This window comes from Pseudoalteromonas sp. SR41-1 (assembly GCF_014164015.1).
Lineage (GTDB): Bacteria > Pseudomonadota > Gammaproteobacteria > Enterobacterales > Alteromonadaceae > Pseudoalteromonas > Pseudoalteromonas distincta.
Genome location: NZ_JACJEK010000008.1, coordinates 212209 through 226458, shown reverse-complemented (window position 1 = coordinate 226458; position 14250 = coordinate 212209). Strand labels below are relative to the sequence as shown.

The window sequence follows — 14250 nt, the reverse complement described above, 5'->3', positions numbered from 1 at the left end:
ACACCGACGACAAACTAGGCCCGCATTATTAGTTTTTTCGTAAAGCTCAATCCACTTTAAACGTTGTTTAATTTCTTTGTTCATAGCGTCATAGTATATTGAAACGATCTCTATGAATCACACACTTAATTACAAGCTAATCAATTCTATCTTGACCAAACCTTCGATATCTTTATAGCTGAAAACCATTCCCTATCACTTTTTGATTAATTTAGCGGCATTATTGTAGTGGTCAATAATTTTTGCATACGCTGAGCGTCGGGATGCTGATGCTCAACCATCACACTACATAAAGATTCAGTAAATTCTTTTTTAAGAATTGGCGTTGCATTTAGACCTGGCTTTGTCAAAGCTAATACCTCATATGGACTTGGTGCTAAATGAATATCCTTCCAAATACTTCGATACAAATCATATTGTAAATGCTCTGGTAATTTATTAGATTGAATTAAAGCCTTCATTAGCGTTAAATCTCCCACAGACCATAAATGAATTAACGTTTTTTCAAGTACCGAAATAGCTCTATGTTTGTACGCAGTAAATTGAATATTAATGTATATATCACTAGAGAACTTTTCCCATAACTCGTGTGGTACATGCATCTTTAAGTTAGCAACCTGTGAGATTATCCATACAATATCAACATAGCAGCCTTGATGATTCATAAGCTGTTTGATTTTATGACACCAAGTTTCTAATTGAGACGCTAGCGAATTACTATAACCTTCAACCTCCAGCGTGCCTTTCAAAAAACCAAAGTAAACAGAAATATTGTCAGATGGAAATCTAAATACCTTACTAGCAGTTTTAGTTATAGCTTGCTGTGCCTCTTCGCGATCAGCTTTTGAAAGGTGGCAACTTAAGCGCGCTAAACTAAAATACGATGACCAAATCCATTGAGGAAATATTTTTGATATTTCTATAATTAATGTATTAAATAAGTTTAAGGTTAATTTTTCTGGCGAGGTCATTAAAAAACTTAAAATATCTTCAACCGGTTCAGCGCCATATTCAACATTACTCCATCTTTTACGTCCCGTATTCACCGAAGGTAATAAAGCAACTGCAGCCTCAAGTTCGCCAACTATTAAATAAAGCTTAATTAAAGCACATCGATCATCAAACGACTTTTGATATTTTTTTAGCTTTACAGCTTTCAAAACCGCCTCTACAAGTTGTTTATCTTGCCAATGATCAGTTACTAATTGCAACAACAAGGCAATTGTTGTGCAAGCTTTTATTGCACTTTTAATATCAGAAACTTCGCCTAAGTAGGGCAATGGTTTTGCGTTAGTTTCTTTATCCGCAATTGTAATAAAGGGTTTGCCTGCACTGTTCCCTCTTCGATAACGAGGTACCCACTCTTTCTTTGAAGTTGTTTTCCCCAGATGGCCAAGAATACGTGCGGCATTATGTAAATTGTCGTGTAAAACCCAATGAGCAATAAAAAGGGTCAGCGGCTCTGTTCTTTCGTGTTCAATATAGAACTTTTCAGCCTTGGCAAGTAAGTCAGGGGTTAAAAAGGGCAAAAACCTTTTTGTGTAAGTACCAAATTTATCCCCTTCTGGATAACCTCGATTTAAATATGGCAAAACTCTTTCAGGTTGACGCCACACAAACCACCAAGCACCTTCCACTAATGCTTCTTCATGGCTCCAATCAAGCTCTTCATAAAATTGATTCAACTGCTCATCTGGCAAACAAAGCTGGCATCCGAGTAAAAAGCGATTATAGGCAGGAGTATGATATCTATTTTCATTATCTTCTTGAGCCATTCTTAATGCCACTTCAGCAGTCATATCTTTTCCCGCTATAATTGCATTTGCTAACTCTTCATCAGAAGAAACTTTTTTAAGTGGTTTACTATCAATATAATTATTGAGAGCTTGAAGAGGATCATCAATACCTGACCAAACTAATCCAATCGATTCAATAATGGGTTGTAACTCTGAAATTGGTTTTTCTAAGCAATGAAACTCGGCTAATTGCAATGCAACAATAGCTCGTTGTTTTAAGTCTGTATCATGTATATTAGGAGTAAGTGTTTTTGCAATTTCATGCCATCCATTGTGCTTTATCCGACCTGCAACTTTGGCTGCGGCAACTTGAGCAGTATATGTACCAAAGGAGCGAACATCTTTCGTTGCACGATGACGAGAGAGCCTTAGCAATCCTTTAAAGCTTACTTGTACAGCAGCGTGTTCACTGTCTAAATCAAGATCACTAAACCCTTTAATCGCATTAGCAAACGCACAGGCTTCCTCTCCCCCATCTTGAATCATTGGACGATACGACCCCACTTTTGCTAATGTCATTAGCGCCTGCTCTTTAACATCACCCTCTGACAACCCAGAAATAACTTTAACCCACGTTTCAGACAAACTTTCTCTATAATAAGCATCTATTTTATTTACCAAAGGTAATGCTTTAGCGTGTAAACCTAGTCGGCAGCGCTCATTAACAACACTAATAAGTAAGCTGTCACCTCTTTGATATTGATTACGGTAAAGAACATCATCATCAGGTAATAAAGCACACACATCTTTTTCCCAAACCGATGCAATCTCATGATAGATATTTGAAGTGTCTACAGATCCAATAGGTACATTCTCGCGAAGTGCTTCCGTAAATAGAGTTAATAGGGATGGGTCTGCGCCCAACTTAACATGCTGTATTTCAAGAATAACAACACTAAGTAGGTACTGTAATTCATTAAGGTCTTGTAAAGCAGCTACTGCAGCGCTTACATCCCCTTGTTTTACACTTTCAAGCGCTGTCAAAAAAGGCTTACAACCTTCTTCTACTTTAGTATTTATCAACTTTTCGGCAAAGTCATACCAATCAAAATTAATTGAATCCAAAACTAATTCCCTTTATTAATATTTTAATACTGATGAGTCAAATACTTAGATATATTTTGAAATGCTTAAACAGACCAAGGTGTCTACTAAAACTAAGTGGCTACACTATATGTGTGAAAATGCCTCTATACACGAATCTGCCATAAAAAAATCCGATATTAGAAAACTAATATCGGATTATTAAGTCATTAAATTTTAGTTAACCAGCCGTGTTTATCTTCACTTTTACCCCATTGAATATCGTTCAATGCTTGGCGAAGGCGCGCGGTCGTTGGGCCTGGCTCGCCAGTACCTACTTTGTATTCTTTATCGTTATGAATAAATGTACCCACAGCAGTTAGCACAGCTGCAGTGCCCGAAAGCGCGGCTTCAGTACCTGGTTTAGCAGCACGCTCTAATAGCTCAGTAACGCTAAAGTTACGCTCGCTTACCGTCATACCTAAATCTTTGGCTATGGTTAAAATACTATTACGCGTTACACCATGTAAAAACGTGCTATCAAGCGCTTTAGTAATAATTTCGTTGCCATCAATAAGTATAAAGTTAGCAGCACCGGTTTCTTGAACATCGCCACCTGGGCAAAATAAAATTTGGTCTGCCTGATACTTAGTTCGTGCAGCACTAATAGGTGCTAGAGCACTGGCGTAGTTACCACCACTTTTTACCATACCCATGTGCGGAGCGCAGCGCATGCCATCTTCTTCGAGTAGTACACGCAGTGCAGTTGCACCACCGGCAAAGTAATCACCTACTGGCGATAGTAACGTGTATAAAAGCGAGCTCATTGATGGCGCTGCTGCTTTACCAATTGCAGCCTCAGTACCAATGTGCGTTGGACGAATATACATAGAGCCCGGCGGTAATGGCGTTTCATCTGCGTATTCGCGCATAATATCGATAATCATCGTTTTTAGCATATCGCTGTCAAAACTCGGTAAGCTTAATAGCGCTGAGCTTTGTTGCATGCGTGCAATATTTGCATCCATTCTAAAAAGATAAACAGAACCATCTTCATGGCGAAAGGCTTTTAAGCCTTCAAAACATGTACTTGAATAATGAAGAACGTGCGCACCAGCATGAAGTTCAAGTTTATCGGAAGGAACAATTGAGCTTTCGCTCCATTTATTATCAGAAAAACGAGCTTGAATCATCTGCGGCATAAACACGGTACCAAATGCGGCCATTTTAATCTCTCTTGTGTGGTCTATTTCCCTCCATTGTATGACAATCACACGCTATTTAACCATAGCTAAAGTAAGGCTTTTTTAATTAACTATGAGAATTTTTTGCAAGTGCTGTTTACTAATCAACCGCTTTGGGTGCTATAAACAAAAAAATCGGCTAATACAGTTGCACTAGCCGATTCTTAAAGGTAAATAATTTACTTGAAAGAATATCTAATAATACGTTTTAACACCGAGGTATACTGTTTAAAAAAGCTACCTGTATGGTAATCAATACCGTGTTTTTTCAAAACGGCTTGTACTTGAGGTGCAACTTCTTGATAGCGCGAAGACGGCATATCAGGAAATAAGTGATGCTCTATTTGGCAGCTCAAATGCCCCGTTAAAACATGAAACCAATGCGACCCTTTAATATTTGACGAGCCCAGTACTTGGCGATAATACCACTGTCCTTGCGTTTCGTTTACGCAGTCTTCTTGTTTAAAAGTTTGCGTTTCTTCAGTAAAGTGACCACAAAATATTATGGTTGATGTCCATAAATTACGGATTAAGTTTGCTACTAAATTACCCGCCAATACCCATAAAAATAAAGGCCCTGCAAGTAACGGAAATATCGCATAATCTTTAATTAACTGGCGAGCGCCTTTACTAAAAAAGCGTTGCTTTAATGTAGAGTGCGATAAAAGCCCTTCACGGTTTTCTTTCTTTTTACCAATAAAAACACGCTCTGCAGCTAACTCGTGATACGACACGCCCCACTGAAATAACACACTCAAATTAATATACGTAAAAAACTGCCATACATTTTTAAAGCGCCATTTAAAATCATCGCTTAAACGCAACAAGCCATAACCAAAGTCTCTGTCTTTACCAATAATATTAGTATACGTATGGTGTTCAAAGTTATGAACGCGGTGCCAACTTTGTCCATCGCACGCTATGTCCCACTCATAATGTTGTGAGTTAAGTTGCTTGTCGTTCATCCAATCGTATTGACCATGCATTACATTGTGGCCAATTTCCATATTGTCTAAAATTTTAGCAAGCGCTAATAGCAGCACGCCTGCAATCCACAATAGTGGCTGAATAAAACCAAGCATAAGCAAAATTCGCCCGCTCCATTCACACACTCGCTGTTTGCGCACAACAGAGCGAATATAGTCAGCATCTTGTTGGCCAACTTTGCCAAGGGTGTCCATTTTAATGGCATCTAGCTCGCTTGCGAGCATGTCATAGTTAATGTTTTTCATAATTGTAACTCCAAATCACTAACAGGTTGGCTTACGCAAAGTTGTATTAATTGCTCGCCGTTGTCACTCAATTCACCTGTTTTTAAATTACGTACCACGCCTGACTTTTTAATACATTGGCATTGATGGCAAATACCAATACCGCAACCGCGTTTAACGGGTAGCTTTTTTTCTTCAAACTGAGTCAGTAAAACATCGTTGCCCGATACAACATGGGCACTGGCGTTAATTTTTACATTAAATTGGCTGTCGTCGTTTAAGCTAGGCAACGCTAAACCAAAGGCTTCTTGGTAGTAATTTAGCTTATGCGTTTTAGCAAAATCGCTCACCGTTTGCATAAATGCTGCAGGGCCACAGCAGTAAATATCTGGGTTTTCCCACGGCTTAATATTGCTGGTTATATCGCTTGATTGCTCACGCGTTAATAATAAAAACGAAAAATGCTCAAACTGCGCCGCCAACTCACTTAGCTCATCAACACATTGATGCTCAGTGGCTTTTGCGTAATACACTAACGACACTTTTTGCGTAGTTTGGCTTAAGTAATCATCAAGCATAGCCAGCATAGGTGTTATACCCGAGCCGCCTGCAATAAAAGTGGCTGGCGTGTGTGTGTTTTTAAACACAAAGTCGCCGCTTGGCGCAGAAATATTGCACCACAACCCCGCTTTTAATGCACTGCTGAGTAAGCCTGTAAAGCGCCCTTGCGCATTTGTTTTGATTAGTAAGCGCACCAAACCTGTATTTTTAAATTGCTGAGCGCTTGAGGCCACGGTAAAAACGCGTGTTAATAATCGCCCATTAATTTCAACCGTTAAACTTATATGCTGCCCTGACGTATGCGCCTGCCATTGTTTGCTTGGCTTAAGTTGCACACTTAAAAAACCGCCATCAAGTACAGCTGTACTAACTACTTGCGCTCTAAACTGCCCTGCACGCCAAGCAGGTTTAAACACCTGCATTACGGGCTCTATGTAGCCTGCAAAACTTTGATGGTGTAAAAACCATTTTGAAAATTGGTTTAATACTTGAGTCATCATGGTTAAATCTCTATCAAATCTTAATTGCTTTGAACTTACACGTGTACGCCCAAACTTCAGCGCACAAGTGTACGCTCAAATTTCAAGTTTTCAACCCCAATAGAGTAATTATTCAATTTTTATTAGCGCAATTTACTAAAACAATTTCCTGTGAAGAAGTAATTTTAAAATATATAAGTGTGTGTTTTTCATTCAACTCAGCACTTAACAAATTTATTTATGCCATGTTAAGGTTATGTAAGATTGGATTAATTTTGGAAGCCATAATGATAAATTTAATGTCACAAAACACACTCCCTAAACTAATAAGTGCAGGCTTAGCCGTTGCTATATTTGCTACTAACGCACCCGCGCATGCAAAAAGCGATTACGTAAAAAACTATAAGCAGCTCGATACTTTATCGCTTAGCGTTAACGCAGTAACAGCGGCAGAAGGTGTAGTTATACCTTGGGCTATTGAGCCTTTAGCTAATGGTGATTTACTAATATCTGAGCGCAGTGGAGCCTTATTTTTATTACCTAAAAATACCACTAAATTAACTAAGGTTTCAGGGCTTCCCGACATTGGCGCTAATGGCCAAGGTGGATTACTTGATTTATCACTACACACCGATAGTAAGCAAAACCAATGGCTGTACTTTAGTTACTCAAGTAGTGAGGGCAAAGGAAGCGGAAGTAACACCGCCTTAATGCGCGCCAAGCTAAATAGCGATCACACGCAGTTATCTGATCAACAATTGCTATACAAAGGCGAGCATAACAGCACTAAAGGCCAACACTATGGCAGTCGTATTGTGTTTGATAATGAAGGTTATGTTTATTTTTCAATTGGCGATCGCGGCTCGCGCGACATAAACCCGCAAGATCTCACGCGGGACGGCGGTAAAATTTATCGCTTACACGAAAATGGTAATATCCCAAGTGATAATCCGTTTGTTAAACAAAAAAATGCAAAACATGCGGTATGGTCTTATGGACACCGTAATCCACAAGGCATGTGGTTTGATAATCAAAATAATATTTTATGGTCTCACGAACACGGGCCACGCGGCGGCGATGAGCTTAATATAATAAAAAAAGGCGCTAACTACGGATGGCCTTTAGTAAGTTATGGCGTTAACTACAGCGGTACCAAGTTTACAGACCTTAAAGAAAAAGACGGCATGCAATCGCCCGTATTACACTGGACCCCTTCAATTGCCCCTTCCGATATGTTGTATGTAACGAGTGATAAATACCCAAAGCTTAAAGGTAAGCTATTATTAGCATCAATGAAATTTGCATTTATTAGCGCATTGGAAATCTCAAAGGGTAAGGTTGTTAAGCAATATAAAATACTCGATGGCATTGGCAGAGTACGTAGCCTAGCCCAAGGCAGCGATGGTTTTATTTATTTGGGTATTGATGGGCAAGGTATTAAACGCCTAGAGCCAGAAACGTAAGCACTAGAACCAGAACTAGCACACAGTACGTTAATAACTACACCGTGTTTACTTTGCGCTTTAAAAGCGCAAAGTGAACATTTTCACCAAATAAAGAACTATTAAGCCCATTAATGCGTACACTAACTACATATAATTTAATAAATTAAGAGAATACTAATGTTTTCATTTTTAAAGCCTGATCCCGTAAAAAAACTGCGTAAAGAATACGACGTAAAACTAGAGCAAGGCATGCAGGCACAAAGAAAAGGCGACATTAAAAGCTTTGCCATGTTAAGTGCCGAAGCCGAAAAAATCTGGAGTGAAATAGAAACTCTAGAGGCTAAAAAAGCCAAATAATTAATGACCTCGTTTTTACAACTTCTACCACCAGTAAACCACCTTTTATAATATGCTTACACAAACAAGTGTACTTAAAGCGGTTACTTGCATTATCGCCGCCGTTTTTTAGTGGCTGTTAAATCATTTAAAAAGGCTTTTAGCTTTCATTTTAAATATGTAATTGCTACATTTACGTACAGTACTGGCGTTTTTCCTCCTAAGTCAAAAAATGAGGACGTTTTCCTCATTTGTGCATATCATTAAAAGAACAACCCGCCTGAAAGTTTATAACTGGCAATGTGTTACAAGATTTGCTATTACTATTAAAAATAACTAAGAGGACATACTTTGCTCATAAAAAGAGGAAAGTGTCCTCTGATAAAGCTATTATATGTTTAGGGAATGTTCAGAGTATGGATGAAAAATTTGAAGAAGTAGTCGGCCGGTATTTAGAAAAAGCGATTGAAGTTGAAACTGAGACTTCAATGTCTCAAGCAAGCTCTTCAATGCTATTTGCTACCGCTTGCTACAATGCTCAAAACATTCTTGATAAATCATCCCCAAACAACCTCGAAGCTAATATTACAGAGTATATTGAAATGTATGAGGATATGCTTAGGAACTCTATTGAGCACTACTCCAGCAAATAAACATATAACAAGGCAAATCAACAAGGACTGCTCCTCACCCGTTTTAGTGGACACCTCCTCATCACTATGAGGAGACTAAAATGCCTAGATATACTCAAGCTAGAAAGACACGGTTTTACCCAGTTAATTTCAAAATCAAAGCAGTCGAACTAAGCTTACGTGACGATGTCTTGATAAAGGAGGTTGCTAGGACGCTTGATATTCATCCGTTAATGCTCAGTCGTTGACGAAAAGATTCCTATATTAAACGTCGATAATAAAGGCTGGCGTCATCAAAAGTTTATTCTTAAATTAAGTTCAGCATTACTATTTTAATCGCACATAACATTGACCTAGCCCCAAAAATTAAATTGATTTCGAAAAGTGATAATGTTCAATTTTATAGAGAGTATGAGTGGAATAAAAAAGTGGCCGTAGTACACTGGACTCATAAAGATCCCAACGGATATCATGTTGGTGGTTGGTTAAAACACAAAGGTAAAATATACCAATAGCTTTATAGCAATCTGTTAAAGTAAAAAGGTAAGGAAAACGAAAATGACAATGCAATGGATCGCAATTTTGGCGGCTTTAGGCTGGTGTTTATTACAAGTAATACTTTTGCTTATATCTTCACAATGTATTTTTTTAATGATCGAGTTTCGCTCTGATAATGAGCATAAACTGTATCAAAAACTTCTATCAAACTTTATTAAATATCTTTTTTACTCCTTATTTATTTTACCACTCATCTCTCTAGGTTTGTTTATATATGGTGTTATTAACATTAAAGAATGGTGTGAACTTAAGCCTGGATTGTGGGTATTTGCTGCTTGGTGGGTGGCTCTATTTGTACTTTCTTATGCTCTATCAATGAAGAAAAAATATCGTATTTAAAAGAGTATTAATATCTACCGCCAAAAAGTTTATAACATCAAAAAACAGCTTACTAATTAGCTATATAGTGAATTATAAAAATAATAACCCCACTTTAGAAAGTACTCTCTACTTACTATCACCATACACATTCTCAGGATTTATTTGCATTAGTAGTGCGGGGTTGTCTATCGGTTTAAACCCGTATTGTGCATAAAGACCATGTGCATCAGAAGTTGCTAATAAAAAGCGCCTGAGCCCTTGTAGCTCAGGGTGCTCTACTATTGTTTTAATAAGTAACTTACTCAGCCCATTACCTTGCAAGTGCGGGGCAATAAATACATCGGCTAAATAGGCAAAGGTTGCTTTATCGGTCACTACTCGGGCAAAGCCAACTTGTTCGTTATGAGCGCTGTAAACACCAAAGCACATTGAGTTATCAATAGCCGATTGCATCACGCTTTTAGGTATGCCTTTGGCCCAATAGCTGTTAGCAATAAAGTTATAAATAACATTAAAGTTAAGTTTGCTTTTATCTGTGCTGATTGAGTAGTTACTAATTTTTGCTGTCATACGTTAGTAGTCTTTTTTATCAATGTTTTTATAAACATTTCTATAGAACGTTCCTATAGCCTATAAATAATCTTTAACGTTTTTTAGCTGTTTGTCGTGTACTTTTGAAAGTACTAATAGCGAGCAAATAGCCCCAAATAACGCCAGTCCCATATCTGATTGGGTATCCCACACGTAACCTTGCGTGCCTAAAAACGCTTCTGCGTTTTCGCCGCTTAACACTGCAACCCACCACTCTATTAATTCGTAAAAGGCGCTAAATGCTAAACATACCGAAATAACAAAGGTGATTAACCAGCCTCGACCATTTACTACTTTTTTGCGCAGTAAAATTTCGCGTGCTAGTAGTGCAGGTACAAAGCCTTGAAAAAAGTGCCCTACTTTGTCGTAGTTATTACGCTCGCTACCAAATAAATTATCGAAAAAAGGGACTTCGGCGTAGGTGTAATGCCCGCCAATCATCAGCACTATGCAATGCGCTAAAATAAATGTATATAAAATAGGGGTAAGTTTAAAGTGGCTATAGGTACTTGCCAGCAGCACTAAACCAATAATTGCGGGGATAACTTCAAGCAGCCATGTAAATTGATCTTTTGGGTTAATACCAGACCAAATTAATACAATAAAAAACAGGCTCAACCATAAATACTTCATTTAGAATCCTTTTCTAAATTGATCAAATTTACGGCATTTTACGCCTTTGAAATAAACGACGCTACCTATAGTTTGTTTTTGCAGTAATGCGATTAAACAAAGTAGGAAAAAAGCGCTTAATTGTAGGCGCCCAACCACTCAAACCTTTGCCAATAATCACTTCGTCTTTTTTATTACTTATGGCACGAATCATTTTTGTAGCAGCTACGCTTACATCCATCCCATTTTCTATCGACTCTTCTGGTTTATTTTGCGCTATGCCTTGCTCGTTTAATGAGTTATGCGCAATTGCTGTTTTAATAGAGCCTGGGCAAATTGTTAAACAATGAATGTTATGTTGTGCTACTTCTGCACGTAGGCAATCCATAAAACCAACAACCGCATATTTAGAACCCGAATAACCCGTTCTAAATTTTGAACCTACCTTACCCGCCACACTACTGATAGACACAATTGAGCCACTGCGCCTTACGACCATAGAAGGCAATACCGCTTTAGTCAGTGCAATTAAGCCAAAGTAATTAACCTCCATTAATTGGCGATACACGTTAAAGTCGTTTTCTAAAAATAAGCTACGCTGCGATACCCCGCCGTTATTAATTAAAATATCAATTGCAGGAAGCTCGTTCATTTTTGCTGTTATTGTGCTCAGTACGTGTTCTGGCTTGGCTAAATCAAGCGGCACAACTAAGTGCCCTTCGCCTTTAAGCGTTGCTTTTAAATCGTTTAGTTTATCTACATTGCGCGCCGATAAAATAACGCGCGCGCCAAGCTCGGCAAATTGTATAGCAAGCTCTTTACCAATACCTGATGATGCGCCGGTGATCCACACGGTTTTATTATTATATTGCATGCGTTATCTGCCTTTTATTATTATTTATTAAGTTTTATTAAGGTACTTAGAAAAGTATTTTACGCCTTTGTAGGACCAGCTATCGCGTTTACTTCATCTTCTAATGTTTTGTAAAAACCCATTAAAAATAGTAGTTCAACAGTTACGTACAAAGGGCCAATAATTAAACCCATTAGGTCATCTACAAACGCTGGTTTTTTACCTTCGTAATAGTGCCCAATAAACTGCAGTACCCAACCAAATACAAACACACTTAGGCCAATACTCAACCAAGGCCAAAACGACATTGCCGCAATAGGCTGAGCACCAACAAGGAGTAAAGTGAATATCACGGCCATAATAAAGCCAAGCGAAAAGCTCAGCATAAAATAATAAACAACCGACGCTAATACAAAAAGTTGTGCGCCATCAAATACTACACTACCAAGGGGTATTTGAATGCGCGCTAGTAAACACAACGCTGCAAATACAATGAGCGGAATACCAATAAAGTGCGTTAGTACATTACGTTTAGAACGATGATATAAACCATATTTACCAAGTTGCTGTTGAAGTGTTTTCATTGTTTTGCCTTTATTTTTATATTTAAAACTTACTTTAGCAAAAGTAGACACAACAACAATGTCAGGTATCCGACACTTTGTAAATTAAACAAATGCAGAAATTATTTTACCCGGCTCATGCTCACCTTGCATATCCGTTCGCTCGCGCCCTTTTTGATACTCTTGCTCAAGCATTTTTTGGAGTTCCTCTATTTTATCAGCAATTGCGCTAGGGTCTGCGCCCTCACTTTGCTGTTCTTTAATGAGCTCTTCTATTGTTGCTTTTAGCTCGTCTATTTTGTTTTTGTTTACACCTAAGCGCTGATAAACCAGCGCTTCTTGAGCACTTTCTAAAAACGTTGGTTCTTTAGGGGCTGAGGTAATGCCTTTAACATCATTTGTTTTTTCGTTAGGGAGGGTATTAGTTGCCGCAACTTCGCTTAGTCCTGCCGCTTTATTTAATGCAGGAGAGTTATAGTTACTATATTGATTTTTAAAGGTTATTGTAGTCATTAGCTCAAATCCATTGTTGCGTTACATTATCTGTAGCAATTTTGGTTCCAACTAAATAAAAAAGTCTCTATTTAAGCTTGTGTAGCACGCGCCTGTAACTTTTGTTTATCTAAAACAGTTATGCGTTGATACCCCAAACTAATGGCTTGTAGGCTAACAAGCTGTTGCAGTATTTGATTAATAGTTTGGCGCGTTAGGTAGGTCATATCAGCAAGTTGCTGCTGAGATAAAACAAGCGGTGTTAAGTGCTCTGTATGTTCGCTAAGCATTAAAAGTCGATTGCATACTTTTTGCTCAGCGCTTAGTAATGCGTGATCTTCCATTGAGGTAAACATTAGGCGTAACTTTTGTGCCAGCAATAAACCAAACTCTTGCCAATATTGTGGCTGTTCGTTTAATAGCTGTTCAAGCGCGCGTTGGGGCACGTAAAAAAGCACAACATCAGTTTGTGCATATACATCATGAGTGCGCAGGCCACCATCAAACAAGGTAACTTCGCCAAACCACAGTGATGAATCAATAAAGCTCAATACAGCTTCTTTGCCTTCGTTACTTACGCCACTAATACGCACCACGCCGCTAAGTACGGCATAAATTCCATCGTGCTTATCACCTCGCAAAAATAATGATTGCTGAGCCTTTAGTGAGAGCGTTTTGCCCTGCGTTAATAAAAAGCTTTTTAAATAAGCGCTACGGTTTTTAAACCAATGCCCTTGCTCTATAACGTTTTGCTGCTGTGGAGTCATTATTTACTGCATTTGCTTATTAAATGGCTGTTTTTCGATAACCAATTTTTTAGGGAAATTTAAATCGGTTGCTATAACAAAATCATCGTAAGGATCATTACCCGAAAACAGCTCAGTTATTAATGTATCGTTTTTATAAACATTAACGGTTACACCGCTGCCCATACCGCCTGAGTTAATAATATAGTAGTGATATTCGCCGTTACTAAAAAATAAAATACTCTCGCCAATACGCCCTACTTGCCTGTAGTAACTACCAAATGGAGCATCCGGTGTTGCTTCTTTTTCAAGCCCTATGTCATTTACTCTACCAAATCGATAACTAAGCGATGAGTCATCTTTTGCAACACAAATAGAAAGCACTTTATCGGTAGGCTCTAACTTGTAGGCTGTATTTTCATCTGGGTTACGCACAACTTTATGCATTTTTGCGTTAATGTAGGCTGCTTCATTACTTTTACAATGTGTTGCTAGCATACCGACCACTAAAGCGGGTTCGTGTGTTTGAGCTGCTGAAGGCGTGTTTACTTTGAGATTAGAGGGTGAGTTACTTACATTATTATTTAGCTGAGGACTACCTTGAATTGCCATACTTTGGTCGTCACAACCAAACAGAGCAAACAAGAAGAAAGAATAAAAGCTCGCTAAAAATTTAATGCGCATAATAAAATCCATCTATGAGAGAGCCTTTAAAATAGCGATAAAACTAGCGACTCGCAACACCTTATGCGCAATACTTTATAAGTTTATTTTTAAACCATCTTCT

The 14250-nt window shown here is 38.3% G+C and carries 16 protein-coding genes and 1 pseudogene; 6 read left to right on the top strand and 11 right to left on the bottom strand.

Features of this window, described 5'->3' with window-relative positions:
• Positions 1 to 206: 206 nt before the first annotated feature.
• The 4 genes from H5118_RS09380 to H5118_RS09365 form a co-directional block, all read right to left on the bottom strand.
• A complete protein-coding gene (locus tag H5118_RS09380; protein WP_182748634.1) occupies positions 207 to 2861 on the bottom strand; it encodes a hypothetical protein in 2655 nt (884 codons plus the stop codon).
• A 188-nt stretch (positions 2862 to 3049) separates the two neighbouring features.
• Positions 3050 to 4051 (bottom strand): branched-chain amino acid aminotransferase, encoded by a 1002-nt coding sequence (locus tag H5118_RS09375; protein WP_257983256.1) that lies wholly within the window; start codon positions 4049 to 4051, stop codon positions 3050 to 3052.
• Positions 4052 to 4242: 191 nt separating this feature from the next.
• The gene (locus tag H5118_RS09370) at positions 4243 to 5295 is read right to left on the bottom strand and encodes an acyl-CoA desaturase (protein ID WP_182748632.1); all 1053 of its coding nucleotides are present in this window, start codon (positions 5293 to 5295) and stop codon (positions 4243 to 4245) included.
• On the bottom strand, positions 5292 to 6335 hold the full coding sequence (locus H5118_RS09365) for a flavin reductase family protein (protein ID WP_182696447.1): 1044 nt from the start codon (positions 6333 to 6335) through the stop codon (positions 5292 to 5294). The genes H5118_RS09370 and H5118_RS09365 overlap by 4 nt, the downstream gene beginning before the upstream one ends.
• Positions 6336 to 6601: 266 nt before the next feature.
• On the opposite strand from H5118_RS09365, the gene H5118_RS09360 reads away from it, so the two are divergent.
• The 6 genes and pseudogenes from H5118_RS09360 (at position 6602) to H5118_RS09335 (ending at position 9624) form a co-directional block, all read left to right on the top strand.
• The gene (locus tag H5118_RS09360) at positions 6602 to 7777 is read left to right on the top strand and encodes a PQQ-dependent sugar dehydrogenase (protein WP_182720444.1); all 1176 of its coding nucleotides are present in this window, start codon (positions 6602 to 6604) and stop codon (positions 7775 to 7777) included.
• A gap of 159 nt (positions 7778 to 7936) precedes the next feature.
• Positions 7937 to 8116, top strand: a complete 180-nt coding sequence (locus tag H5118_RS09355) for a DUF6435 family protein (protein WP_007375469.1) — start codon at positions 7937 to 7939, stop codon at positions 8114 to 8116.
• Positions 8117 to 8511: 395 nt separating this feature from the next.
• Entirely contained in the window at positions 8512 to 8748 is a 237-nt protein-coding gene (locus H5118_RS09350; RefSeq protein WP_024600116.1) for a DUF3144 domain-containing protein, read from the top strand.
• An 80-nt stretch (positions 8749 to 8828) separates the two neighbouring features.
• A pseudogene (locus H5118_RS09345) lies at positions 8829 to 8972 on the top strand (transposase); the annotation flags it as partial.
• Between the two features lie 126 nt (positions 8973 to 9098).
• The gene (locus H5118_RS20910) at positions 9099 to 9242 is read left to right on the top strand and encodes a DUF3465 domain-containing protein (protein ID WP_232007048.1); all 144 of its coding nucleotides are present in this window, start codon (positions 9099 to 9101) and stop codon (positions 9240 to 9242) included.
• Between the two features lie 43 nt (positions 9243 to 9285).
• Positions 9286 to 9624, top strand: a complete 339-nt coding sequence (locus H5118_RS09335) for a hypothetical protein (RefSeq protein ID WP_024597909.1) — start codon at positions 9286 to 9288, stop codon at positions 9622 to 9624.
• Positions 9625 to 9732: 108 nt separating this feature from the next.
• On the opposite strand, the gene H5118_RS09330 is transcribed toward H5118_RS09335, so the two are convergent.
• The 7 genes from H5118_RS09330 to H5118_RS09300 all read right to left on the bottom strand — a co-directional run bounded on the left by H5118_RS09330 (position 9733) and on the right by H5118_RS09300 (position 14159).
• A complete protein-coding gene (locus H5118_RS09330) occupies positions 9733 to 10176 on the bottom strand; it encodes a GNAT family N-acetyltransferase (protein ID WP_182695591.1) in 444 nt (147 codons plus the stop codon).
• Positions 10177 to 10236: 60 nt separating this feature from the next.
• The gene (locus H5118_RS09325; protein WP_007583339.1) at positions 10237 to 10830 is read right to left on the bottom strand and encodes a DUF2238 domain-containing protein; all 594 of its coding nucleotides are present in this window, start codon (positions 10828 to 10830) and stop codon (positions 10237 to 10239) included.
• 61 nt (positions 10831 to 10891) lie between these two features.
• The gene (locus H5118_RS09320; RefSeq protein ID WP_182748631.1) at positions 10892 to 11683 is read right to left on the bottom strand and encodes an SDR family oxidoreductase; all 792 of its coding nucleotides are present in this window, start codon (positions 11681 to 11683) and stop codon (positions 10892 to 10894) included.
• Positions 11684 to 11742: 59 nt separating this feature from the next.
• Entirely contained in the window at positions 11743 to 12246 is a 504-nt protein-coding gene (locus tag H5118_RS09315) for a DUF962 domain-containing protein (protein ID WP_182748629.1), read from the bottom strand.
• 84 nt (positions 12247 to 12330) lie between these two features.
• Positions 12331 to 12738, bottom strand: coding sequence for a hypothetical protein (locus H5118_RS09310; protein WP_182711611.1), 408 nt, complete (start codon positions 12736 to 12738; stop codon positions 12331 to 12333).
• 71 nt (positions 12739 to 12809) lie between these two features.
• Positions 12810 to 13484, bottom strand: a complete 675-nt coding sequence (locus H5118_RS09305; RefSeq protein WP_182711610.1) for a Crp/Fnr family transcriptional regulator — start codon at positions 13482 to 13484, stop codon at positions 12810 to 12812.
• A 3-nt stretch (positions 13485 to 13487) separates the two neighbouring features.
• Complete coding sequence (locus H5118_RS09300) at positions 13488 to 14159, bottom strand: hypothetical protein (RefSeq protein ID WP_182695596.1); 672 nt, start codon at positions 14157 to 14159, stop codon at positions 13488 to 13490.
• Positions 14160 to 14250: the final 91 nt, after the last annotated feature.

Coding starts and splice junctions, on each gene's coding strand:
- H5118_RS09320 (WP_182748631.1), bottom strand. CDS start 11,683: ATGCAATATAATAATAAAACCGTGTGGATCACCGGCGCATCATCAGGT.
- H5118_RS09325 (WP_007583339.1), bottom strand. CDS start 10,830: ATGAAGTATTTATGGTTGAGCCTGTTTTTTATTGTATTAATTTGGTCT.
- H5118_RS09370 (WP_182748632.1), bottom strand. CDS start 5,295: ATGAAAAACATTAACTATGACATGCTCGCAAGCGAGCTAGATGCCATT.
- H5118_RS09335 (WP_024597909.1), top strand. CDS start 9,286: ATGACAATGCAATGGATCGCAATTTTGGCGGCTTTAGGCTGGTGTTTA.
- H5118_RS09350 (WP_024600116.1), top strand. CDS start 8,512: ATGGATGAAAAATTTGAAGAAGTAGTCGGCCGGTATTTAGAAAAAGCG.
- H5118_RS09360 (WP_182720444.1), top strand. CDS start 6,602: ATGATAAATTTAATGTCACAAAACACACTCCCTAAACTAATAAGTGCA.
- H5118_RS09355 (WP_007375469.1), top strand. CDS start 7,937: ATGTTTTCATTTTTAAAGCCTGATCCCGTAAAAAAACTGCGTAAAGAA.
- H5118_RS09305 (WP_182711610.1), bottom strand. CDS start 13,484: ATGACTCCACAGCAGCAAAACGTTATAGAGCAAGGGCATTGGTTTAAA.
- H5118_RS09330 (WP_182695591.1), bottom strand. CDS start 10,176: ATGACAGCAAAAATTAGTAACTACTCAATCAGCACAGATAAAAGCAAA.
- H5118_RS09300 (WP_182695596.1), bottom strand. CDS start 14,159: ATGGATTTTATTATGCGCATTAAATTTTTAGCGAGCTTTTATTCTTTC.
- H5118_RS09365 (WP_182696447.1), bottom strand. CDS start 6,335: ATGATGACTCAAGTATTAAACCAATTTTCAAAATGGTTTTTACACCAT.
- H5118_RS09315 (WP_182748629.1), bottom strand. CDS start 12,246: ATGAAAACACTTCAACAGCAACTTGGTAAATATGGTTTATATCATCGT.
- H5118_RS09310 (WP_182711611.1), bottom strand. CDS start 12,738: ATGACTACAATAACCTTTAAAAATCAATATAGTAACTATAACTCTCCT.